General features: G+C 62.4%; 21 protein-coding genes and 1 tRNA gene. 12 read left to right on the forward strand and 10 right to left on the reverse strand.

Annotated features, from left to right (window positions below; genetic code table 11):
- Positions 1 to 89 precede the first annotated feature (89 nt).
- Positions 90 to 767: a DsbA family protein gene (locus AC3WLP_RS02190; protein ID WP_004576451.1), complete on the forward strand. Its 678-nt coding sequence runs from the start codon at positions 90 to 92 to the stop codon at positions 765 to 767.
- A 360-nt stretch (positions 768 to 1,127) separates the two neighbouring features.
- Here AC3WLP_RS02190 and AC3WLP_RS02195 read toward each other — a convergent pair whose 3' ends face one another.
- The gene (locus AC3WLP_RS02195) at positions 1,128 to 2,465 is read right to left on the reverse strand and encodes an OprD family porin (protein WP_088512508.1); all 1,338 of its coding nucleotides are present in this window, start codon (positions 2,463 to 2,465) and stop codon (positions 1,128 to 1,130) included.
- 296 nt (positions 2,466 to 2,761) lie between these two features.
- On the opposite strand from AC3WLP_RS02195, the gene AC3WLP_RS02200 reads away from it, so the two are divergent.
- From AC3WLP_RS02200 to AC3WLP_RS02245, 10 genes are all read left to right on the forward strand, one after another.
- Complete coding sequence (locus tag AC3WLP_RS02200) at positions 2,762 to 3,202, forward strand: acetyl-CoA carboxylase biotin carboxyl carrier protein (protein ID WP_054888932.1); 441 nt, start codon at positions 2,762 to 2,764, stop codon at positions 3,200 to 3,202.
- A 4-nt stretch (positions 3,203 to 3,206) separates the two neighbouring features.
- A complete protein-coding gene (gene accC, locus AC3WLP_RS02205; protein WP_054888931.1) occupies positions 3,207 to 4,562 on the forward strand; it encodes an acetyl-CoA carboxylase biotin carboxylase subunit in 1,356 nt (451 codons plus the stop codon).
- Between the two features lie 2 nt (positions 4,563 to 4,564).
- Positions 4,565 to 4,978, forward strand: coding sequence for a biotin/lipoyl attachment domain-containing protein (locus AC3WLP_RS02210; RefSeq protein WP_054888930.1), 414 nt, complete (start codon positions 4,565 to 4,567; stop codon positions 4,976 to 4,978).
- A gap of 4 nt (positions 4,979 to 4,982) precedes the next feature.
- Positions 4,983 to 5,750, forward strand: a complete 768-nt coding sequence (locus tag AC3WLP_RS02215) for a LamB/YcsF family protein (protein ID WP_054888929.1) — start codon at positions 4,983 to 4,985, stop codon at positions 5,748 to 5,750.
- A 142-nt stretch (positions 5,751 to 5,892) separates the two neighbouring features.
- Entirely contained in the window at positions 5,893 to 6,639 is a 747-nt protein-coding gene (locus tag AC3WLP_RS02220; RefSeq protein ID WP_088512509.1) for an SDR family oxidoreductase, read from the forward strand.
- Between the two features lie 95 nt (positions 6,640 to 6,734).
- Positions 6,735 to 7,436 carry an amino acid ABC transporter permease gene (locus AC3WLP_RS02225; protein WP_088512510.1) on the forward strand — a complete coding sequence of 234 codons (702 nt, stop codon included), beginning with the start codon at positions 6,735 to 6,737 and terminating at the stop codon, positions 7,434 to 7,436.
- 6 nt (positions 7,437 to 7,442) lie between these two features.
- Positions 7,443 to 8,201, forward strand: a complete 759-nt coding sequence (locus tag AC3WLP_RS02230) for an amino acid ABC transporter permease (protein ID WP_054888926.1) — start codon at positions 7,443 to 7,445, stop codon at positions 8,199 to 8,201.
- A gap of 14 nt (positions 8,202 to 8,215) precedes the next feature.
- A complete protein-coding gene (locus AC3WLP_RS02235) occupies positions 8,216 to 8,944 on the forward strand; it encodes an amino acid ABC transporter ATP-binding protein (protein WP_178085887.1) in 729 nt (242 codons plus the stop codon).
- 53 nt (positions 8,945 to 8,997) lie between these two features.
- Complete coding sequence (locus AC3WLP_RS02240; RefSeq protein WP_054888925.1) at positions 8,998 to 9,831, forward strand: ABC transporter substrate-binding protein; 834 nt, start codon at positions 8,998 to 9,000, stop codon at positions 9,829 to 9,831.
- Positions 9,832 to 9,990: 159 nt separating this feature from the next.
- A complete protein-coding gene (locus AC3WLP_RS02245) occupies positions 9,991 to 11,193 on the forward strand; it encodes a pyridoxal phosphate-dependent aminotransferase (protein ID WP_054888924.1) in 1,203 nt (400 codons plus the stop codon).
- 63 nt (positions 11,194 to 11,256) lie between these two features.
- Here the strand turns inward: AC3WLP_RS02245 and AC3WLP_RS02250 are convergent, their stop codons facing one another.
- The 3 genes from AC3WLP_RS02250 to AC3WLP_RS02260 are packed head-to-tail and all read right to left on the reverse strand — an operon-like array spanning position 11,257 to position 14,466.
- Entirely contained in the window at positions 11,257 to 12,228 is a 972-nt protein-coding gene (locus AC3WLP_RS02250; RefSeq protein WP_054888923.1) for a 5-oxoprolinase subunit C family protein, read from the reverse strand.
- A complete protein-coding gene (pxpB, locus tag AC3WLP_RS02255) occupies positions 12,225 to 12,926 on the reverse strand; it encodes a 5-oxoprolinase subunit PxpB (protein WP_054888922.1) in 702 nt (233 codons plus the stop codon). The genes AC3WLP_RS02250 and pxpB overlap by 4 nt, the downstream gene beginning before the upstream one ends.
- 28 nt (positions 12,927 to 12,954) lie before the next feature.
- Positions 12,955 to 14,466, reverse strand: a complete 1,512-nt coding sequence (locus AC3WLP_RS02260) for an MFS transporter (protein ID WP_054888921.1) — start codon at positions 14,464 to 14,466, stop codon at positions 12,955 to 12,957.
- A 260-nt stretch (positions 14,467 to 14,726) separates the two neighbouring features.
- On the opposite strand from AC3WLP_RS02260, the gene nac reads away from it, so the two are divergent.
- Positions 14,727 to 15,641: a nitrogen assimilation transcriptional regulator NAC gene (nac, locus tag AC3WLP_RS02265; RefSeq protein WP_054888920.1), complete on the forward strand. Its 915-nt coding sequence runs from the start codon at positions 14,727 to 14,729 to the stop codon at positions 15,639 to 15,641.
- A gap of 155 nt (positions 15,642 to 15,796) precedes the next feature.
- Here nac and AC3WLP_RS02270 read toward each other — a convergent pair whose 3' ends face one another.
- The 6 genes from AC3WLP_RS02270 to gacA form a co-directional block, all read right to left on the reverse strand.
- Positions 15,797 to 16,045, reverse strand: coding sequence for a winged helix-turn-helix domain-containing protein (locus AC3WLP_RS02270; protein ID WP_227743107.1), 249 nt, complete (start codon positions 16,043 to 16,045; stop codon positions 15,797 to 15,799).
- A 217-nt stretch (positions 16,046 to 16,262) separates the two neighbouring features.
- Positions 16,263 to 17,774, reverse strand: a complete 1,512-nt coding sequence (locus AC3WLP_RS02275; protein ID WP_256596038.1) for a tyrosine-type recombinase/integrase — start codon at positions 17,772 to 17,774, stop codon at positions 16,263 to 16,265.
- A 221-nt stretch (positions 17,775 to 17,995) separates the two neighbouring features.
- A tRNA-Gly gene (locus AC3WLP_RS02280) sits at positions 17,996 to 18,071 on the reverse strand.
- 63 nt (positions 18,072 to 18,134) lie between these two features.
- A complete protein-coding gene (gene pgsA / locus AC3WLP_RS02285; RefSeq protein WP_003251374.1) occupies positions 18,135 to 18,695 on the reverse strand; it encodes a CDP-diacylglycerol--glycerol-3-phosphate 3-phosphatidyltransferase in 561 nt (186 codons plus the stop codon).
- A gap of 33 nt (positions 18,696 to 18,728) precedes the next feature.
- A complete protein-coding gene (uvrC, locus tag AC3WLP_RS02290; RefSeq protein WP_003251376.1) occupies positions 18,729 to 20,552 on the reverse strand; it encodes an excinuclease ABC subunit UvrC in 1,824 nt (607 codons plus the stop codon).
- Positions 20,553 to 20,558: 6 nt separating this feature from the next.
- Complete coding sequence (gacA, locus tag AC3WLP_RS02295) at positions 20,559 to 21,197, reverse strand: response regulator transcription factor GacA (RefSeq protein ID WP_003251380.1); 639 nt, start codon at positions 21,195 to 21,197, stop codon at positions 20,559 to 20,561.
- Positions 21,198 to 21,256 lie beyond the last annotated feature (59 nt).

Below are 21,256 nucleotides of genomic sequence, written 5' to 3' on the forward strand. Positions count from 1 at the left end.
TGGACTCGATGCCGCCATCCGCATGACTCAGGATGGAGACGGCGCACCGGTTTCGAGCCGTTCGATCTGGAATTGCCAGGAGCAACAACATGCGCAAACGGATGAGTGCAACCAACCTAAAGTGGGCCTGCGGCTGGCTCGCAGCCGCGGTTTTGGCACTGTGCTGGTGGCTGCCGCTACCTTTTCGCTCCACCGCCGATGATGGCCCGCCGCGGATCTACGGCAACCCCGAAGCGCGCTTCACCCTCACCCTCTACGCCGAACTTGAATGCCCGCACTGCCAGGCCTACCTGCCGCAATTGCAGCGCTGGATCGTCACCAACGATCACGTCAACCTGGCCTGGCATCACCTGCCCCTCCCCCAGCATGAACCGGCCGCCAGTCGGGAAGCGCGACTGATCGAATGCATGGGCCAGCGAGAGGGTCGCGAAGGCGTTTGGGGGGCGATGCTCTGGGTCTACCTGCATACCCAAGGCAACGGCCGTGGGTTGGCTGCTGGACACGACTATCCGGACATCGGCCCGTCCCTGCAACGCTGCCTGGCCGGCGAACGGGCTGCCCAAGTCGTGGACACGCAAAAAGCGCAAGCCTTGGAGAACGGATTCAACGCCACCCCCACGCTGCGCCTGACCGACAATCACACCCAGCACACCCTGATCCTGGAAGACCCAATCGATCCCGATGCCTTGCTGTCCGCAGTGGACCTGTTGAGCGCACCCGAGATTTTTGAAATGCCCGCTGACGTGATCAGCGATATGTCCAGGTAGCCCACGGCGTCACGGCCAGGGCGCCGCGTTGTGGTGTTTGTACTTGAATTTCGTGGAGGGAGGGGATTGAGGCAGAATGCATTCGAACGAAAAAAGGCCCCGAAGGGCCTTTTTTCAACGACTTACAGACTTCGAGTGAAACCTGTAGATCTTTATTTGGAGCGGGAAACGAGACTCGCATCGGGCTTGCGAGCTGTTGAAATCTATAGGTTTTCAGCTATCCCTGAGACAGGGACAGCCTTGATTCTGGACTCATTGCTGCCTGATGGCAAGATAGGCACAGCCGCAAGGCAACCGCCTTACCTATCGAGCTCAATGCTCCTCGAACGCCTGCTGGTCAGCATTCGCTGAACCGCATAATCAGAACAGATCGACCGGATAATCCACAATCACACGATATTCGTCGGTATCACGCTGCATGTCGGTTCGAAATACGCCATAACGCAGCTGCACACTCAAGTCCTTGGCCGGCCCGCTCTGCACGACATAGCCGAGGGTCATGTCACGGGCCCATTCCTGCTTGTCGCCGCTGGCCGTCTGGATGTTGCCGCCCTTGTAGAAATTGGTCTTAAAGGTCCCGCCGGGGACACCGAGGGCAGCGAGGTTGTACTGGTAGCGGAGCTGCCAGGTGCGTTCACCCGAACGCTGGAACTTGCCCGACATGGTCTCGGTGAAGAAATAACTGGTGGTCCCGGCCCCTTCATTGACCCACACCGCATCACTGTCGCCATCTACCTGCTGGTAGCCGGTGGCAATCGTGTGGGCGCCTACGGCATAGGTGAACAGCACACTGCTCAGGCGACTGTTGACTTTGCCACGGGTACGGCCATCACCGTAGTAGCCGCTACTGAAGTATTCAGGATCGTGGCTGTTGCGCCCGTCCGAACGGTTGTCCCAGAAACGGACGTCGGTGGTCAGCCGGCCGGGGCCGAGGTTCACGCCGTACACCCCGCCCAGGAAGTGCTGTTTGTAGAAGTCCGTAAGGTTGGCGTAGTAGTACTGCAGCATCAGGTCATCGGAAACCTTGTAGCGACCACCGCCAAACCAGAACTCGTTCACATGGGTGCTGCGCGTGGTGTTGACGGTCGGGTTGACCGGGTCGGCAGTGGCGTTGGCACCAGCGATAGACAAGCCTTCCCAATCAGTCGACCCACGCTCCTTGACGCGGTCGATACGTCCGGCGGTGAGGGTCAGGTTGTCGATGTCCTTGGACTCGACCTGAACACCACGGAAAGTCTGGAACACCAAACGATCGCTGGCGAACAGTACCGGCAGTTGCGGCTGCAATGTCCCGTAGCGCAACACGGTATTGCCCACCCGCGCCTTTAGCGTCGGCCCCAGGCTGGAAAACTCGCTGACGGCGCGCCCGTCGCTGTCGGTGGGGAAGATGTTGCCGTTGCTGGCGGTGCTGGTGGGGTTGTAGTGCCGGCCCTTGCCCGAGTCCAGGCGAACGCCGAGCATGCCCACCGCATCGACGCCGACGCCCACTGGCCCTTCGGTAAAACCGGAGCTGTAGTTGAGCACGAACCCCTGGCCCCACTCCTGGGTGTAGTTCGGGTCAGCGGCGCCGTCGCGGTTGTCCGCCTGGCTGAAGAAGTTGCGCAGCAGCAACGTCGCGTGACTGTCGTCGATAAAACCGGCGGCATAGCCGCCTTGGGCCACAACCAGCCCAAGTACGCCCAACGGGTACTTCATCATCAGCAAATTCCCCAAGCCCAAATTGATCGGATGTCGGCAGGCAGAAGCGAAGCAAAGGTGCCGTCCCGTTCTAATCGAGGCCCGGGCGTTGTTGTCAGACGGCCAATACACGCTACGCAATCGGGAATCGGCGTCGCCAAGACAACTTCGTTCTGGCTGGATAACTTTCCCTTATGACCGAGGCGTCATAAGTCGCCCTTATTACCCCACTCACAAACCCTCTTGGTGCAGTACCACGGCCTGCTCTTACAGTTTGCCCAGACGCAATCGACGCCCTGCCGTGAGAGGCCCTGCGAATGGAACAACAGCGCATCAAATCTTTGATAGATCTGCTTCAGGCCAGCGACCTGAGTGAGCTCACCCTGAGCGAAGCAGGCAGCACCCTGACCCTGGCGCGCCAGGCGGACATGGTCCAGAACACCCCGTCGCCGGCACTCGCTGGGCTAACCGTAGCTACGACTCTGGCCCAGGCCAAACCGCCAGCACCGGCAGCCGCACTCAGCCAGGACATTCCCTCACCGCTGTACGGCATCTTGCACCTGACTCCAGCCCCCGGAGAGGCGTCCTTCGTCACAGTCGGCCAACAGGTCGAAGCCGGCGCAGTGCTGTGCATCGTCGAGGCCATGAAAATGTTCCATCAGATCCAGGCTCCCCGCGCTGGGGTGGTCGAGGCCCTGCTGGCAGAAGCTGGCAGCGAAGTCGACGCGGGCCAGCCCGTCGTGCGCATTGGAGGCTGAAGGTATGTTCAAACGCGTATTGATCGCCAACCGCGGCGAAATCGCCCTGCGCATCCAGCGCGCCTGCCATCAACTAGGCCTTGAGACGGTCATGGTCTACTCCCAGGGAGATGCTGGCGCGGCATACCTGGAGCAGGCCGACCTGGCGCTGTGTATCGGCCCTGCCGCACCGGCGCAAAGCTATCTGGACGCCACGGCGCTGCTGCAAGCTGCGCAGGCGTCGGGCGCACAGGCAGTGCATCCAGGCTATGGCTTTCTTTCGGAAAATGCCGCCTTCAGCGAGGCCGTCAGCGCCGCCGGCCTGACCTTTATCGGGCCCGATGCCGAATGCATCCGCCGCATGGGCGACAAGGTTGCCGCCAAGCGCGCCATGCGTGAAGCAGGCGTCCCTTGCGTGCCGGGGCCAGAGGGGGCATTGCCTGCGGAGCTCGATACGGTTTGCAGCATCGCCGCCGAAATCGGCTACCCGGTCATCATCAAGGCTGCCGGCGGAGGTGGCGGGCGTGGCATGCGCGTGGTGCACAGCGAGCAGGAGCTGGGCCAGGCCGTCAGCGTCACCCGCGAGGAGGCACGCCGCGCCTTCGGCAACCCCGAGCTGTACATGGAGAAGTTCCTCGGCCACCCGCGCCATGTGGAAATACAGGTGCTGTGTGACCGCCACGGCAACGGTGTGTGGCTGGGCAGCCGCGACTGCTCGCTGCAACGCCGGCACCAGAAGGTGCTGGAAGAAGCGCCAGCGCCGGGGATCGAGCCTGACGTACTGGCCCGGGTGGGTGAACGCTGCGTCCAGGCCTGCAGGCATATCGGCTATCAAGGCGTGGGCACCTTCGAATTCCTCTTCGAGGACGGTGAGTTCTACTTCATCGAGATGAACACGCGCCTGCAGGTCGAGCACCCGGTCACCGAGCTGACCACCGGTATCGACATCGTCGAGCAGCAGCTACGCGTGGCCCGAGGCGAAGTTCTGGAGCTGCGCCAGGAGCAGATCATCACCCACGGCCACTCCCTGGAGTGCCGGATCAACGCCGAAGACCCGCACACCTTCATCCCCACACCGGGCACCGTCAGCCGTTGGGACATACCCGGCGGCATCGGAGTGCGGGTCGACACCCACGTCACCACCGGCTACCGCGTGCCGCCGTACTACGACTCGATGATCGCAAAGCTGATCACCCATGGCGCCACCCGCGAGCAGGCCATGGCGCGCATGCGCACCGCGTTGGCCCAGTTTCGCATCGAAGGCATCGCCAGCAACCTGCCGTTGCACCGCAACATTCTGCAAGACCCGGCCTTCATCGAGGGTGCGGTGGACATCCATCACCTGGAGCACTGGCTCAAAACCCGCCAGGCAGGGAACTGAACATGCACATCGACAAACTCCGCCAGTTGATCGGCTGGATGAGCGCGGCCGGGCTGGCCCGCATCGAGCTCAAGGCTCCGGCATTCGAAATCCGCCTGCAACGCAGCGTTGGCGCGCCGCCCCCCGCGCCACCTGCGGCCATCGCGCCACAGCCGCCAGCGGCCGTGCCTGCGGCCAGCATCACAGCCAAGGGCTGCGGGTTCTTTCACGCCCGCCACCCCAGCCGCGACACGCCCCAGGTCAGCCCTGGCCAGGCGGTACGCGCCGGTGACGTGATCGGAGTGCTGGCAGTGGGCGAGCAGTTGTTGGTGGTGACAGCGGATATCGAAGGCACCGCCGGCGACTACCTGGTCGCCGAAGGGCAACTGGTGGACTACGGCAAACCGCTGTTGGCAATGACCGGAACAGGAGCTTGACCCCATGCGCATCGACCTGAACGCCGACCTGGGCGAGGGCTTCGGCCCGTGGAAAATGGGCGAAGACGAAGCCCTGATGGATATCATCTCATCCGCCAACGTGGCCTGCGGCTTCCATGCCGGCGACCCGTTGATCATGGACAACACCGCCCGCATGGCGCTGGCCAGGGGCATCGACCTGGGCGGGCACGTGGGCTACCCCGACCTGCTCGGTTTCGGGCGCCGCCCCATGCAAGTGGATACCCGTGAGCTACAGACCTACGTCACCTACCAGCTCGGTGCGCTGGCCGCCATTGCCAGGGTCAATGGCCACCGGCTGACCCACATGAGTTTCCACGGGGCCTTGGGTAACCGGGTCGCCGCCGACGCAGAACTCGCCGACGCGCTGCTTGGCGCGGTGAAAGCCTTCGACCCACAGATGATTGTCAGTTCCTCCACCAGCCAGGCCATGGAGCGCGCAGCCGACAAGCACAGGCTGCGCATTGCCACCACCTTCCTGGCCGACCGCGCCTACGACAAGGACGGCCTGCTGGTGCCCCGCGCCCTGCCCGATTCGGTGATCAAGGCCCCTGAGCTGGTACGCGAGCGGGTTCGCCAGTTTTTAGATGACGGAACGGTCACTTGTTACACGGGCGAGGTTATTGCAGTACCAGCCTGTTCGATCCTGCTGCACGGCGACAACGCCAATGCGCTGGAGCTGGCCTGGGCCATCCGCCGCGAAATCGAGCAGGGAGGTGGGCAGATCGTGCCGCTTTCCAAGCTTGTCGACTAAATCGCGCCCCAAAACAGCGCACAGATAAGAAACGCTTATTACCCGAGAGCCAAACCGTCTTGTTCGACAATCGGCCCGGGGCTTTAGAGTCAATTCAACGCCTACCTGCTGCAGGGGGTGTCATTCGATGAGGGACGGCCACATGCCATTTTCCGATTACAAAACCGCGCTGGTCACCGGCGCTTCCTCCGGCATCGGCGCCGCCACTGTCGAGCGCCTGAGCCGTGAAGGCATCACCGTTCATGCACTGGCGCGCAGCGCCGACAAGCTCGGCGAACTGGCCGCGCGCACCGGCTGCATCGTGCACGCCGTGGACGTCGCCGACCTGGCCGCAGTCACCCAGGTAGTCGAAGGCCTGGACATCGATATCCTGATCAACAACGCCGGTGTCGACCGCCCCGGCTCGATCCTCAATGCCACCGCCGAAGGCATTGATGCGCTGATCGACGTCAACCTGCGCGCCGTGCTGCACCTCACCCGCCTGCTGGTACCGGGCATGGTGGCCCGCGACCGTGGCCACGTGGTCAACATCAGCTCCATCGCCGGTGCCTACAACTTCGGCGGCAATAGCACCTATCACGCCACCAAGGCCGCAGTGAGCATGCTCTCCCGCAACCTGCGCATCGACCTGTTCGGCAAGCGCGTGCGGGTGACCGAGATTTGCCCGGGCCGGGTGGCCACCGACATCTTCGAACACGTGCATGGCAACGCTGCCGAAACCCGGGCCAAATTCATCGACGGGTTCGAACTGCCCGTTGCAGGCGACATCGCCGATGCAATTGCCTTTGCCATTGCCGCACCGGTAGCAATGAACATCGGCCATATGGAAATCACCCCCACCCTGCAGGTACCCGGCGGGCTGCAGACCACCCGCCCGCAAACCGACTGACCCTACACCGGACAAGAGCGGCGGGCCATGACCCAGCCGCCCCCCACACCGGTTGCGAACGACTTGCTGCCCCTTGACCCGATAGGGTGATTCCCATGTTCAAAGACTTCGATCTGGGGCCGATCCTGAGCGGCGAATACGCCGATCTGTTGCTGCGTGGCGCCGGCCTGACCGCGCAGTTGATGCTGTACGCCTGGAGCCTGGCCATGACCTTGGCGCTGTTACTGGTGGTGGTCCGCCTGACCGGCAAGCCGATGGCCGAGCGCCTGGTGGCGGGCTATGTGTCGTACCACCGCAATGTGCCAACGCTGGTGCAACTGATGCTCTGGTACTTCGGCGTGCCTACCTTGCTGCCGGAAAGCACGCAACTGTGGCTGGCCAACTTCAGCACCGAGTTCATCTTCGCGGTCATCGCCCTGGGCCTGTGCCAGGCGGCGTACTTCTGCGAAGACCTGCGGGCAGGCCTGCGCGCCATCCCCACCGGCCAGACCGAAGCGGCGCGGGCACTTGGGCTGGGCTACATCCGCTCGATGCGCTACGTGATCCTGCCGCAAGGGGTACGCAACGCCCTGCCCTCACTGATCAACCACACGGTGCTGCTGTTCAAGAACACCAGCCTGGCCATGGCCATCGGCGTGGTCGAACTGACCTACGCGGCCCGCGAACTCGAGAACTACACCTTCCGCACGTTCGAGTGCTACCTGGTGGCGACCTTGGGTTACCTGGCGGTGTCGTTGCTGCTCATGGGTGCCGGCGCATTGCTGGCGCGTCATTTCAACCAGGCGCGGGCGAGGTAAACAGCAATGTTGGATGTATTCGTGATTATCCGCGACAACTGGGAACTGTTCCTGCTTGGGCAGTACCCCCACGGCCCATTGGGTGGGCTGGTCAACACCCTGATCCTGTCGGCGCTGGCACTGCTGATTGCCTTTCCACTGTCGCTGCTGGTGGTCATGGCGCGTATCTCACCGTTCGCCTGGGTACGCTGGCCGGCCACGGTATGGGTCTATGTGCTGCGCGGCGTGCCGCTGATCATGGTGATCTTCTGGACCTACTTCCTGGTGCCGCTGCTCATCGGCCGCAACATCAGTGGTTTCACCACCATGCTCTGTACCCTGGTGATCTACCAGAGCGCCTACCTGTCGGAGATCGTGCGCGCCGGCATCCAGGGCTTGCCCGCCGGCCAGGCTGAAGCCGCCCGCGCCCTTGGGCTGGGCTACTTCCGTACGTTCGGGTGGGTGATCCTGCCCCAGGCGCTGTTCAACGCCCTGCCGAGCCTGATCAGCCAGTTCATTTCCATCATCAAGGAAACCACCCTGGGCTACATGATCAACGTGCAGGAGATGACTTTCGCCGCCAACCAGGTCAACAACCAGTTGCTGACCCAGCCGTTCCAAGTTTACGCGATCCTTGCAATCACCTACTACCTGCTGTGCTACGGCCTCACCCGCGTGGCCACCGCCGTGGAGCATCGCATCGAGCGCAAGCGCCAGGGTGACCGCGCCAGCACGCCCAGCTCCCCCACCGGCCCTACCCTGACTGCTTCCGAACCTTCGAGATGACCGCCATGAAGCCCATGATCATGTTTGCCAATGTCGACAAGTGGTACGGCGAGTATCGCGCCCTGACCATCATCAACGCCGAAATCCGCCAGGGTGAAGTGGTGGTGGTGTGCGGGCCCTCCGGCTCGGGCAAATCCACCCTGATCCGCACGGTCAACCGTCTGGAAGCGATCCAGGGCGGCCAGATCCTGTTCGAGGGCCACGACATCCACGGCACCGACGCCAACCTCAACCGCCTGCGGTCGCGCATCGGTTTCGTGTTCCAGAGTTTCAACCTGTTCCCGCACATGTCGGTGCTGGACAACATCACCCTGTCCCCCACAAAGCTGCGTGGTCTGCGCCAGGGCGCGGCAAGGAAGCAGGCCATGGAGCTGCTCGACCGTGTCGGCATGGCGCACAAGGCCGGCGCCTACCCAGGCCAGCTGTCCGGCGGCCAGCAGCAGCGTGTGGCGATTGCCCGGGCATTGGCGATGGAGCCGCCGGTGATGCTGTTCGATGAGCCGACCAGCGCCCTGGACCCGGAAATGGTCGGTGAGGTGCTGCAGGTAATGCGCAGCCTGGCGCGCGACGGCATGACCATGATGTGCGTGACCCACGAGATGAACTTCGCCCGCGAAGTGGCCGACACGATCTGGTTCATGGATGCCGGCGAAATTCTCGAACGGGCCACCCCCGAGCAGTTCTTCAGCACACCGCAGCATCCGCGTGCCCAGCGGTTCATCAGCGATCTGAGGGCCCATTGAGGCCTGCGGATACCCATTTTGCCCAAACCGTCCATTTTTCGAGGATCACTCCCATGCGTATTGCGCACGCCAGTCTGGCACTGATGCTGTTCCCCCTGATGGCCGCCACGGCCCAAGCCGACCAATGGGCCGACATACAAGCCCGGCAGACCCTGGGCTGCGGGGTTTACTCCGACGTGCCGCCGTTTTCTTCCCCCAACCCCCAGACCCGCCAGCTCGAAGGCATGGACGTCGACCTGTGCACGGCGCTGGCCCAGCAACTGGGGGTTAAGCTCGAACTTAAACCGCTGTCCGGTGAAGCGCGTATCGCCGAGGTGAAGATGGGCCGGGTCGACGTGGTGGTGGCCAACCTGGCGTACACCAAGACCCGTGCCCAGCAAATCCAATTCTCCGACCCCTACTACGTGGCCAAGGAAGTGCTGGTGGTGAAAAAACCGCTGGTCGACAAACCGCGCGCGTTCTTCGAAGGCAAACGCATCAGCGCCACCAAAGGGTCGACCTCCGAGCAATCCATCCGCATGGCCAAGGCCACCCCGGTAACGTTCCAGGACACAGGTTCCGCCTACCTGGCGGTGCAGCAAAACAAGGTGCTGGGGGTGGTGACCAATACCATGTCTGCCACCAAACTCGTCAGCCAGGCCAAGGCCGGCGGCGTCGACCTGGGCATTACCGCCGAACCGATGGCGCTCGAACCCATTGGCGTGGGCATGAAGCTGGACCAGCCGGCATTGCTCGCCAAGGTCAACCAGGCACTCTACGCGATGGACCAAAGCGGCCAGATCGACCAAATCTGGAACAAGTGGATCGGCCCGCAGACCGAATACAATTTGGTACGGGAAGAGCGTGTGCAGAAGCTGACTGACATGAAGTTCGAAGCCCTCGAATAAGCCCTTTGCTCCTTGGCCCGGCTGCCCATCAGCCGGGCTTTTTTCGTCTGGAGCCTATCCATCCGATTCCCTTATGACTCCACAGCAAAGCGCTATTTGGGCAGCCAGCAGGTGCACTTTTAAGCTGTAGGTAGTGTTCCCTACCGTGAAGCCAACGCCATGCCCAGTATCGCCGAACGCCTGAACAACGTGTCCGTTTCCGCCTCCGTCGCCATGACCCAGAAAGCCCGCGAGCTCACCGCACAGGGCATCCAGGTGATCAGCCTGTCTTCCGGCGAACCGGACTTCCCAACCCCTTCCCATGCCATCGAAGCTGCCCATGCCGCCGCCCTGGCCGGCGATACCAAGTACCCGGCCATCGAGGGTACCCCAGCCCTGAAGCTTGCCATTCAGCGCAAGTTCAAACGCGACAACAACCTCGATTACGAGCCCTCGCAGATTCTCGTGGCCGGCGGTGGCAAGCAGGTGATCTTCAACGCCATGCTCGCCACCCTCAACCCCGGTGACGAAGTGGTCATCCCCACCCCGGCCTGGATCAGCTACGCCGACATAGTCAGGTTCGCAGGTGGTGTGCCGGTACCGGTGCCCTGCAGCCAGGCCAACAACTTCAAGCTCGGTGCCCAGGACCTTGACGCAGCCATCACCCCCAGGACCAAGTGGCTGCTGCTCAACTACCCTAGCAACCCCACCGGTTCGGCCTGCTCACGCCAGGAAATGGTCGCCATCGCCGAAGTGATGCTGCAATACCCACACGTCTGGATCATGACCGATGACATGTACGAGCACCTGATCTACGACGGGTTCGAATTCTGCACCATTGCCGAAGTGGAGCCGCGCCTGTATGACCGCGTGCTGACGGTCAACGGCGTCTCCAAGGCCTATGCCATGACCGGCTGGCGCATGGGTTACTGCGGCGGCCCCAAGGACCTGATCAAGGCCGTGAGCAACGTCAACACGCAAAACAGCGGGGGCGTCTGCACGCTGACCCAGGCTGCTGCCACGGCAGTGCTCAACGGCCCCCAGCAATTGCTCGGCGAGCGCGCAGCGATCTACCAGGAACGCCGCGACTTCGTGCTCGGCCGCCTGGCCGATATCCAGGGGCTGACCTGCCACAAGCCGGAAGGTGCGTTCTACCTGTTCCCGAACGTGGCCGCCTTTATCGGCCGCACCACAGCCAAGGGCCGCAAGATCAGCAGCGACACCGACTTCTGCATGGCGCTGATGGAAGAACATCACGTCGCGACCGTGCAGGGTGCCGCGTATGGCCTGAGCCCGTTCGTGCGCCTTTCCTATGCCACCAGCCTTGCGACGCTGGAGCAAGGTTGTGATCGCATCGCAGAGTTCTGCGCGACGATGCGCTGATTGCCAGAAAGCAAAATGGGCTGCATTGCAGCCCATTTTTTTTTGCCTATGCCGGCTAGTGATTCAACCGCGCATCTCGATCACGCGGCCAACCCCAGCCAGGTAGCACTCGATCGCTGCGTCGGCGGCAATCGCCTCACGCGGCGACGCTTCGACGAAGCGAATGCGGCTACCAATCGCCGCCTGCCCCAGGCGCCACAAGTCTGCCTCGATCACCCCGGCAACCTTGGGATAACCCCCGGCGGTATTGGCATCGCTCAACTGCACGATCGGCTCGCCACCCGGCGGCACCTGCACCACCCCCGGCACTAAGCCGTAGGAGCGCATCTCGCGGCTTTGCTCTGCCTGGATCGGTTCGCCTGCCAGACGGTAACCGGTACGGTTGCTCTGCGCCGAGATCTTCCAGGACTGCGCCCAGAACCGTGTCAGGTCATTGCCGAACCAGTGCGCCTCCCCCGCAGGGATCGCGCGTAACGCAAGCGCACCGTCAGCTTGCACCGGCAAGGCCTGGGCCATGGCGCAGGACGGTGGGCGAACGCCGAAGCCTTCGGCGCCAATCGACAAGGCGTTGGCTTGCCCGACCGCCAGTTCATCCCCTGCCTGCAACGCCCGGCCTTCGAGGCCACCGAAGCCGCCACGCAGTGCCGTGCTGCGCGAACCCATCAACTGCGGCACATCGATACCACCGGCCACGCACAGATACACCCTGGCGCCTTGGCGCGGATGGCGTATTTCCAGCACCTGCCCGGCCTTGACCGGCAATGCCCACCACGGCAACAACTCCCTGCCATCGAGGGTGGCACGTCCATCGGCGCCGGTCAGGGCGATCACCCCGTCAGCGCTGAAGCGCACCTTCAGCGGGAAGGTTTGCACTTCCACGGCAGCGCTACCAGGGGCGTTGGCCAGCATCAAGTTGCCGGTCCGCAAAGCCAAGCTGTCCATGGCCCCAGCGGTGGCCACGCCAATGTGCCGATGGCCTTCGCGGCCCAGGTCCTGAACGGTGTTCTGCGGGCCGGTAGCGATGACTTCAATCACAATTCGATCCTCTCAGGCAGGAAACAGACGGTATCGCCAGGGGCAAGCAAGGCAGGTTGCGCAGCGCTGGCATCGAACATCACGGTGTCGGCAAAGCCGATCGAGTTCCAGCCGTTCGGCCCATCGAGCACGGCGATGCCCGACTGCATGCCGCCAATGGTGACCATGCCCTTGAGCATATGCAGCGACGGCACCTGCTTGCGCGGCATGTACAAGGCGGGGTCGAGGCCACCCAGGTAGCCGAAGCCAGGTGCACTGGCCACGGCAAACACGCTGTAGCGCGACTGGTGATGACGGCGCACCACTTCTTGGTCGCTGAGCCCGGCGTAGTCACACAGCGCCGGCAGGTCGATGGCGTGCTCGCCGCCGTAATGCACGGCGATCTCGTGGGTGCGCCCGGCTCGATGCAGCGGGTCGGCCGTGCGCCACAGGTGTTGCAGTTGCTCGATGACCGGCGCGGGTTCGGGCGGAATCTGGCGGAACAGCACCAGCAGGTTGGTCATGCCCGGCACAACGCTTTCCACCTCGGGGCGTGCAAGCAGGGCCTGCGACAGCGCCCAGATCCGCCGCTGCGCCTCAAGGGTAAGTTCGCCCGGGGCTTCTAGCAGGTAGGCGCGTGCGCCGATCAGCGAGACGCGGGCCGCCGGTTCGGCAAGGTGAACGGTGAACGGCTCCATCGCTTGCAAGGGTTGGTTCATTGGCAATTCCTGTCACAGGGTGTAAGGGTCAGCGGCGGGCTTGCAGGTCGACCTGCGGCAGGCGCCAGGTCAGCCACATCGCCAGCAGCGCCGCCAGCGCGCAGAGCAGCAGCCCCGCGCCGATGGCCTGGGCCAATGCAGTGCGGGCCAGCGCCAGCCAATCCGCCGGCAGCGAAGCGGCGCCACTCATCAGCACCTGCGGGTCGCGCAGGCGCTCGAATGCCGCAGACTGGCCAGCGGCATCCAGCGCAAGGCGCATGCGCTGGGCGTACAACACATTGACCAGCGAGCCCATCAACGCAGTGCCGACCAGCCCGCCCACCAGGCGCAACGACTGCTGCAAGGCGGTGGCGATGCCCAGGTGCTGGCGTTCAGCGAGGGTCTGGGTGAACACGCTCAGGTTGAGCAAGACGAAGCCAAGCCCCAGCCCGGCCAGCAGGATGAGTGCTGCCAGTGCCGGCATGCGGCTGCCCAGCCCCACCGCCGCCAGCGCAGCGCAGGCGCAGCACAAGCTGGTGAAGCCGGCCAGGGGCAGCCAGTTGGGGTTGGCCAGGCGGGTCATCAGCCGGCTGTTGACCATCGCTCCCAGCGTGATGCTTAGCGCCAGCGGCGTAATCAGCATGCCGGCCTGCTCCGGCGAAAAACCGTACCCGCCTTGCAGCAGCAGCGGCAGGTAGAACAGCAAGGTGAACATCACCCCGCCTGCCAGCAACGCCAGGGTGAACAACAGGCGCATGCTGCGCTGGGTGAACAGTGCCCCAGGCAACAATGGCGCGCTGCAGCGGCGCTCCTGGTAGATCAGTGCCAGCAATGCCAGCAGTGACGACAGGCCAAGCCCCACGCTCACGCCCTGGGCGCTGCGCCCCAGGCCCTCGACAAAAAGTTGCAGCCCGCCAAGGGCCAGCACGATCAGGGCCGCACCCAGCCAGTCCAGACGGGCGGGCACATGCACCTGCGGTCGGTACCACGGCAGGTAGCGCCAGGCGAAGAACAACGCCAGCAGCCCTAGCGGCAGGTTAAGCCAGAACACCGAACGCCAGCCAAACTGGCCAGTCAGGTAACCGCCCAGGCCTGGGCCAATGGCATTGACCACGCTGAACATGGCACTCAGCAACAACTGCCAGCGCAGGCGTTGCCGGGTGTCGGGAAACAACTCCGGTACGCAGGCGAACGCGGTGCCGACCAGCATGCCGCCACCAAAACCTTGCAGCACCCGCCCGGCCACCAGCCAGGGCATGCTCTGGGCCAGCGCGCAGGTCAGCGACGCGAGCATGAAAATTACCGTGGCCACCAGCACGAACGGCTTGCGCCCGTAATAGTCGCCCAGGCGCCCAAACACCGGGATGGTGACGATGGACGACAGCAGGTAGCCCGTGGCCACCCAGGCGTACAGGTCAAAGCCATGCAACTGCGCGACAATGCTCGGCAGCGCGTTGCCGATCACTGTCTGATCCAGTGCCGAAAGCATCAGCACCAGCGAAATACCCAGCATGGCCAACAAGGCCTGGCGGAAGCTCAATGCAGCGGGTTGGGCGGTCATCTGGGCACTCACGGGGTGGACGGGAAGGCTGTGTGTCAAGGTAAAGGCGCAGGCCAGGTGTGACCAAGACGACTTCGCTCTGTACGAATAAGCCCGACTTATGACCCCGCACCAGATTGGCGCAGGCGCACGCTTGGAGTGCCGATGCGCGCCCCTCGCCGCCAGCGAAACTCCGGTCATAGGCTGTACTTATGGCCCCGCGTGCATTTGGCGCGGTGTTTGCAAAGCTAGGCCTACACTGATTGACCGAGCACCCGCCAATGAACCTGCGCCGCCTCAAGTACTTCGTGAAGATTGTCGATATCGGCAGCATGACCCAAGCCGCCGATGTGCTGCACATCGCCCAGCCGGCGCTGAGCCAGCAGTTGGTGACGCTGGAGGCAGAAATGCAGCAGCAGTTGCTGATCCGCACCAAGCGTGGGGTAACTCCTACCGAGGCCGGCAAAGTGCTCTACGCCCACGCCCAGTTGATCCTGCGCCAATGCGACCAGGCGTTGAGCGATGTCACTTCCAGCAGCCAGGCGCTGACCGGTAGCGTGTCGGTGGGCCTGGCCCCCGGCACGGCCGCGTCGAGCCTGGCGGTGCCCTTGCTCAAGCGGGTCCGCGAGCTTCACCCTGGCATCACCCTCTACCTGAACGAAAACTACGGCGTCACCCTCAGCGAGCTGATCATGAGCGGGCGCATGGACATGGCTGTGCTTTACGGCGGGCGCGAAATCCACGGGTTGAACTTCATCCCGCTGCTGCGCGAGATACTGTACCTGGTCAGCGCCGACGATGAACTGGCCAACCGTGCTCAACTTCCGCTGGCACGTGTTGCCCAGATGGATCTGCTGTTGCCACGGCAATACAATGTAGTGCGCCGGCTGGTGGACGAGGCCTTCGCCCGCCTGGCACTGGCCCCCAGAGTAATCGCCGAGGTGGAGTCGGCCAGTACCCTGCGCAGCGCCGTGGCCGACCGTTTTGCAGCGACCATTCTGCCGGAATCGGCGGCGCGGGCAGTGGGTACCCAGAGCGGCGTGCATTTGAGCCGTATCGTCGAACCGATGATCGAGGCGCCACTGACACTGTGCCTGTCCGCGCACCTACCCTTGTCGGTGCCGGCACAGGCAGTAAAGGCCATTTTGTTGGAACTGGTGGCGCAGATGCGCGGGACGCTCTCTTCGGCGGCGTAGGGGCAGGCTCCTGCAGCTGCAGCAGGCCCTGTTAACGCCGGGGGCTTTTGTGCGTTTGCCGGTCATGAGAGGCAATGAAAACCCAGACGACCTGACGCGAACTCGTGATGACGTCTCTGGAAATCTCAGCTCTCGAGGAGCGGCACACGGGCTTCTCAGGATGGCGCACAAAGCCTGAGCCCGAGCCCACGATGGGTATGAATGCGTACATTACAGCCAAGGGCGAGGAGGACCTTGCGCAGATAGTTGAGCTGTACTTCCAGTATCTTTGTTCCAGGATCGAAGTGAACACCCCATACGGCACCCAACAATTCGGATCTCGACACTATTAGCTCACGGTTCCGCATCAACGTCTCCAACAGCCTGCATGATGTGGCTTTGATGATCGCGGATTGCGGCCGCACCTCAGCTCACGACGTGAGCGATCCAGTTCCAGTTCAGCAAACGTGACATGACCGTTATCAGTGGGAATTCTGTTCAATATGGGTGGTGCTCGAAGGGCGACAGGTCATCGACCTGCCGCCTGAGGTGGAGGTTACCTGGTTACATCCGGCAGCGCGTAGGCAATCACATAGTCGCCATGGTTTTCGTTCGAACCTGTACGGGTAGCACCGCCCACGGTCACCGCGCAAATGAAAGCAGCGGCAAGTTGGTCGGGGCTTCGAAGATCTCCAGCATTTGCGATCTCTCTCTCTGAATATCAGAAAGCTGCCAGTCACCCTGAGGCTCAACCGACCAGGCTACATCCGTGACACATTTTCTGTCGACACCAGACGCAACCTTTCCACCAACCGTCAACTGATGCGCTGGCGCTGGTGGTAAGCTTATCTGCCCCACCGACATCTGGGACGCCCCCTCCAACCTAATGGTCAGTGATGAGCTCGCCGCTTTGGTATGCCCTTGCGTCCAGAGGTCTAATCGATTGGCCCAATCCTGCATCATCGTACGGCGTTGCTCGACGTACTCCGCATGGTTATACGCCGAACTCACCTTGTCAGGATCAGCATGTGAAAGCTGCGCGTCGATCCAGATTTTCGGGTAACCGATTTCGTTCAGTGCCGTTGAGATCGTCGCCCTCATGCCATGCCCGGTCAGTCGGTCAGCAAAGCCCATACGTCGCAACGCACTGTTCAGCGTGTTCTCGCTGATGCGTTTACTCAGATCACTTCGATGAGCGAGCAAGTGCCGTTGTGCCGGGACCACCTGATCCAGCAACAGCCGCACGACTTCGGCCGCCTGGATAGACAGTGGAACGATGTAGGGCGGCACCTTGGCGGTTTGACGCCGCGTTTTGCGCATCTTGAGCTGGAGCTGCTTGACCACTTCAGGCGGGATAATCCAAAGCCGGCGCTCCAGATCGAACTGATCGGGAGTCGCCAGACGCAACTCACCAGTGCGGACTCCGGTAAGCAATAATAGGCGTATACCGAGCTGCGTCTGTTGCGAGCCGCGGAACGCACGCAGCTTACCCAGGAAGTGTGGAAACTCCTCCATGCGCAGGAAGGGATTGTGCTCCACCGGCGGCTTGGGCACCGCCACCACATCGAGATCTGCGGCAGGATTGTGCTCAAGGCCCGCTATGCGTACGAGCGCATAACGGAACAACTGATTAAGCCAGGTCCGGCACTTCTCCGCAGTAGTGAAGGCCTTCCTACATTCGATACGGCCGAGCAGATCCATGAGCACATGCCGGTTGATCTCATGGATCGATTGTTCGCCGATGTAAGGCTGAATGTCTTTGGCGAAAATGCGCAAGATCTGCGACAGCGTGCTCTGCCGGCCTTCTTTCAGGCTGAGCCGGCGAAAGGCAATCCACTGATTGAACACTGCGTCGAAGGTCTGATCAGTGGAAAGGCGCACCGCGAGTCGCTGCTGCTTGCGCTGCTCGCTGGGATTAGTGCCTTGAGCAAGCAGTGTGCGCGCTTCATCCCGCCGTATCCGCGCATCACGCAGGCCCACCTGCGGATAGCTGCCGAACGACATACGCTTCTGCCTGCCTTCCCAGTAGAAACGAAAATGCCAGAGCTTTGCGCCCTGGGCGGTGACGTGCAGAATCAGTCCATCACTGTCGGCGAGCGTATAGTCCTTGCCGGTGACTCGGGCATGCCGAATCGTCATTTCCGAAAGAGCCATGGTGACCTCCTGAAGCTGCTGGAAGCCAAATGCTCATCTCGTCACCGATCCTGCTCCATCGAAAAACCGAATTGGGGTCTATCCCATTCTGGCCTCAAATCTGGCCTTAAAATGCCCGGCTACTACCGGTTTTCGGTGATTTTCGCTGGAACGAAAAAAGGCCCCGAAGGGCCTTTTTTCAACGACTTACAGACTTCGACTGAAACCTGTAGATCTTTATTTGGAGCGGGAAACGAGACTCGAACTCGCGACCCCGACCTTGGCAAGGTCGTGCTCTACCAACTGAGCTATTCCCGCGTCGTGATGGGTGCCATTCTAGCGATTTCTAAAACAGCGTCAACCCCTTGATTCAAAAAACTTTTATTTTTTTTCCGAGCCTTCGCGCAGGTGCGGCCAGGCGGCCAGCAGGTAGTGCACCATCGACCACAGCGTCAGCCCCGCTGCCACCAGCAGCAGCCCGTAGCCCAGGATCACCCAGAAGGTCACCGCCGGTGGGTTGCCCAGCAGGATCACCAGCGCCAGCATCTGCGCCGCAGTCTTCCACTTACCGAGGTTGGACACCGCCACATGCGCCCGCGCGCCTAGCTCAGCCATCCACTCGCGCAGCGCAGACACCACGATCTCGCGGCCGATGATGACCGCGGCGGGCAGGGTCAGCCAGAAGTTGGCGTGGGTCTGCACCAGCAGCACCAAGGCCACTGCCACCATCAGCTTGTCGGCCACCGGGTCGAGGAAGGCGCCGAACGGCGTGCTCTGCTGCAGTCGACGCGCCAGGTAGCCGTCCAGCCAATCGGTGGCGGCGGCAACGGCGAATACACTGCTGGCGGCCATGTAACTCCACTGATAGGGCATGTAGAACAGCAGAATGAAGCACGGAATGAGCAGGACGCGTAGAACGGTGAGCAGGTTTGGAATATTCATCGGTACGACTGGCTGCAAGTTGAGCCCGGCATTCTACTCGCTATGCAGGCTGGCATAAATCGACTCGGCAAGCTTTTTACTGATGCCGGGGGCTTTGGCGATTTCATCGATACTGGCGCGGTTGAGCTCCTGCAGGCCGCCGAAATGTTTCAGCAGGTCGCGGCGGCGCTTGGGCCCTACCCCGGCCACATCTTCAAGGCTGGAGACTCGACGGGCCTTGCCACGGCGGGCGCGGTGGCCGGTGATAGCGAAGCGGTGGGCTTCGTCGCGGATCTGTTGGATCAGGTGCAACGCCGATGAATCGCCCTTGAGGGTGAATTCGTGATGCACATCGTTCAGGTACAGGGTTTCGAAACCCGCCTTGCGTGTAACGCCCTTGGCCACACCCAGCAGGGTCAGGTCGGTGAAGCCCAGCGCCTGCATCACATCGCGGGCCATGTTCAGTTGGCCTTTGCCGCCGTCCACCAGCAGCACGTCGGGCAGCTTGCCCTCGCCGTCCTTGATGCGCCCATAGCGGCGGGTCAGGGCCTGATGCATGGCCGCGTAATCGTCACCTGCGGTGACGCCTTCGATATTGAAGCGGCGGTAGTCGGACTTGATCGGCCCTTCGGGGCCGAACACCACGCAACTGGCCACGGTCGCTTCACCACTGGAGTGGCTGATGTCGTAGCATTCCAGGCGTTGCGGCACTTCATCCAGGCCCAGCACTTCGGCCAGGGCTTCGAAGCGCGCAGCCATGTGCTGACGGTTGGCCAGGCGGGCATTCAGCGCCTGCTCGGCATTGGTCACGGCCAGTTGCTGCCAGCGGGCGCGGGTGCCGCGCACCCGGTGGCTGATGGTCAGTTCGCGGCCACGCAGCGTGTGCAGCGCTTCGGTGATGGCGTTGAAGTCTTCGTGAACAACATTGACGATCAACTCACCGGGCAGCTCGCGCTCTGCGTTGCCCAGATAGTACTGGGACAGGAAAGCGGCCATGACCTCGGCCACCTCCTCCTCGATGCCCACCTGCGGGAAGAAGTTCTTGCTGCCCAGTACTCGGCCGCCGCGCACGCTGATCAGGTGCACACAGGCACCACCCGGGTTGACGAAGGCGGCGATGACGTCGACATCGCCGCTGCCGCCCTCGATGTACTGCTGGTCCTGCACGCGGCGCAACAAGGCGATCTGGTCACGCAGCTCGGCGGCTTTTTCGAAATCGAGGGCCATGGCGGCCTTCTCCATCTCGGCGTTCAACTCATTGCCCAGTTGCTGGCTACGCCCTTCCAGAAACATCACCGAATGGCGCACGTCTTCTGCGTATTCCTCGGCAGTCACCAGGTCGGTGCAGGGCCCTTTGCAGCGCTTTATCTGGTACTGCAGGCATGGCCGGGTGCGGTTGGCGTAGTAGCTATCTTCGCACTGACGCACAGAAAAGGCCTTTTGCAGCAGGCTGAGGCTTTCGCGAATGGCCCCGGCGCTGGGGTACGGGCCAAAGTAACGGCCCTTGGCCTTTTTCGCCCCACGGTGAATGCCCAGGCGCGGGAACTCGCCATCGGACAGAAACACGTAGGGGTAGGACTTATCGTCGCGCAGCAGGATGTTGTAAGGCGGCCGCCACTCCTTGATCAGGTTCTGCTCCAGCAGCAACGCCTCGGTTTCGTTGGCGGTGATGGTGGTTTCAACCTGGGCGATGCGCGCAACCAGCGCGGCGGTCTTGGGCGCAAGGCCAGCCTTGCGGAAATAGCTGGCCAGGCGTTTCTTCAGGTTCTTGGCCTTGCCCACGTAAAGCAGCCGGGCTTCGCCGTCGAACATCCGGTAAACGCCCGGGCGACCGCTGCAGGTCGCCAGGAATGCGCTGGCATCAAAGACTTGGGACATGAGGTTTTACAGGCTTGCGTCAACCATACCGTGGCGAACGGCCAGCAAGGTCAATTCGACGTCGCTGGTGACCGAGAGTTTTTCAAAGATCCGATAACGGTAAGTATTGACGGTCTTGGGCGAGAGGCACAACTTGTCGGAGATGATCTGCACTTTCTGGCAGCCGACGATCATCAGGGCAATCTGGATTTCCCGCTCGGACAGCGCGTCGAACGGCGAGCCCTGCGGCTGGAACGGTTTCAGCGCCAACTGCTGGGCGATCTGCGGGCTGATATAGCGCTGGCCGGCAAAGGCCAGACGAATGGCCTGAACCATTTCGTCAAGGCCTGCACCCTTGGTCAGGTAGCCGGCAGCGCCGGCCTGCAACAAGCGTGTGGGGAACGGGTCTTCCTCGCACACCGTCACCGCCACTACCTTGATGTCAGGGTGGCTGCGCAGCAGCTTGCGGGTGGCCTCCAGGCCGCCGATGCCGGGCATTTTCACATCCATCAGCACAACGTCCGGTTTCAGCTCCCGGGCCAGTTTCAGCGCCGACTCGCCGGAATCTCCCTCACCCACCACCTGCAGGCCGTCGATGTCGGCCAACATGCGTGTAATACCGGTTCGTACCAGATCGTGATCATCGACCACTAAGACCCTAATCAAGCACACACCTCGTCAGCAGGGCGATTGGATCCCGCCACCTTAACAAAATTTTTCACGGT

The sequence above is a fragment of the Pseudomonas sp. FW305-E2 genome (genome assembly GCF_058782925.1).

Bases quoted from the DNA above. Each gene is read 5' to 3' on its own strand.
- AC3WLP_RS02190 (WP_004576451.1), top strand. From the start codon at position 90: ATGCGCAAACGGATGAGTGCAACCAACCTAAAGTGGGCCTGCGGCTGG.
- AC3WLP_RS02195 (WP_088512508.1), bottom strand. From the start codon at position 2,465: ATGATGAAGTACCCGTTGGGCGTACTTGGGCTGGTTGTGGCCCAAGGC.
- AC3WLP_RS02200 (WP_054888932.1), top strand. From the start codon at position 2,762: ATGGAACAACAGCGCATCAAATCTTTGATAGATCTGCTTCAGGCCAGC.
- accC (WP_054888931.1), top strand. From the start codon at position 3,207: ATGTTCAAACGCGTATTGATCGCCAACCGCGGCGAAATCGCCCTGCGC.
- AC3WLP_RS02210 (WP_054888930.1), top strand. From the start codon at position 4,565: ATGCACATCGACAAACTCCGCCAGTTGATCGGCTGGATGAGCGCGGCC.
- AC3WLP_RS02215 (WP_054888929.1), top strand. From the start codon at position 4,983: ATGCGCATCGACCTGAACGCCGACCTGGGCGAGGGCTTCGGCCCGTGG.
- AC3WLP_RS02220 (WP_088512509.1), top strand. From the start codon at position 5,893: ATGCCATTTTCCGATTACAAAACCGCGCTGGTCACCGGCGCTTCCTCC.
- AC3WLP_RS02225 (WP_088512510.1), top strand. From the start codon at position 6,735: ATGTTCAAAGACTTCGATCTGGGGCCGATCCTGAGCGGCGAATACGCC.
- AC3WLP_RS02230 (WP_054888926.1), top strand. From the start codon at position 7,443: ATGTTGGATGTATTCGTGATTATCCGCGACAACTGGGAACTGTTCCTG.
- AC3WLP_RS02235 (WP_178085887.1), top strand. From the start codon at position 8,216: ATGATCATGTTTGCCAATGTCGACAAGTGGTACGGCGAGTATCGCGCC.
- AC3WLP_RS02240 (WP_054888925.1), top strand. From the start codon at position 8,998: ATGCGTATTGCGCACGCCAGTCTGGCACTGATGCTGTTCCCCCTGATG.
- AC3WLP_RS02245 (WP_054888924.1), top strand. From the start codon at position 9,991: ATGCCCAGTATCGCCGAACGCCTGAACAACGTGTCCGTTTCCGCCTCC.
- pxpB (WP_054888922.1), bottom strand. From the start codon at position 12,926: ATGAACCAACCCTTGCAAGCGATGGAGCCGTTCACCGTTCACCTTGCC.
- AC3WLP_RS02260 (WP_054888921.1), bottom strand. From the start codon at position 14,466: ATGACCGCCCAACCCGCTGCATTGAGCTTCCGCCAGGCCTTGTTGGCC.
- nac (WP_054888920.1), top strand. From the start codon at position 14,727: ATGAACCTGCGCCGCCTCAAGTACTTCGTGAAGATTGTCGATATCGGC.
- AC3WLP_RS02275 (WP_256596038.1), bottom strand. From the start codon at position 17,774: ATGGCTCTTTCGGAAATGACGATTCGGCATGCCCGAGTCACCGGCAAG.
- pgsA (WP_003251374.1), bottom strand. From the start codon at position 18,695: ATGAATATTCCAAACCTGCTCACCGTTCTACGCGTCCTGCTCATTCCG.
- uvrC (WP_003251376.1), bottom strand. From the start codon at position 20,552: ATGTCCCAAGTCTTTGATGCCAGCGCATTCCTGGCGACCTGCAGCGGT.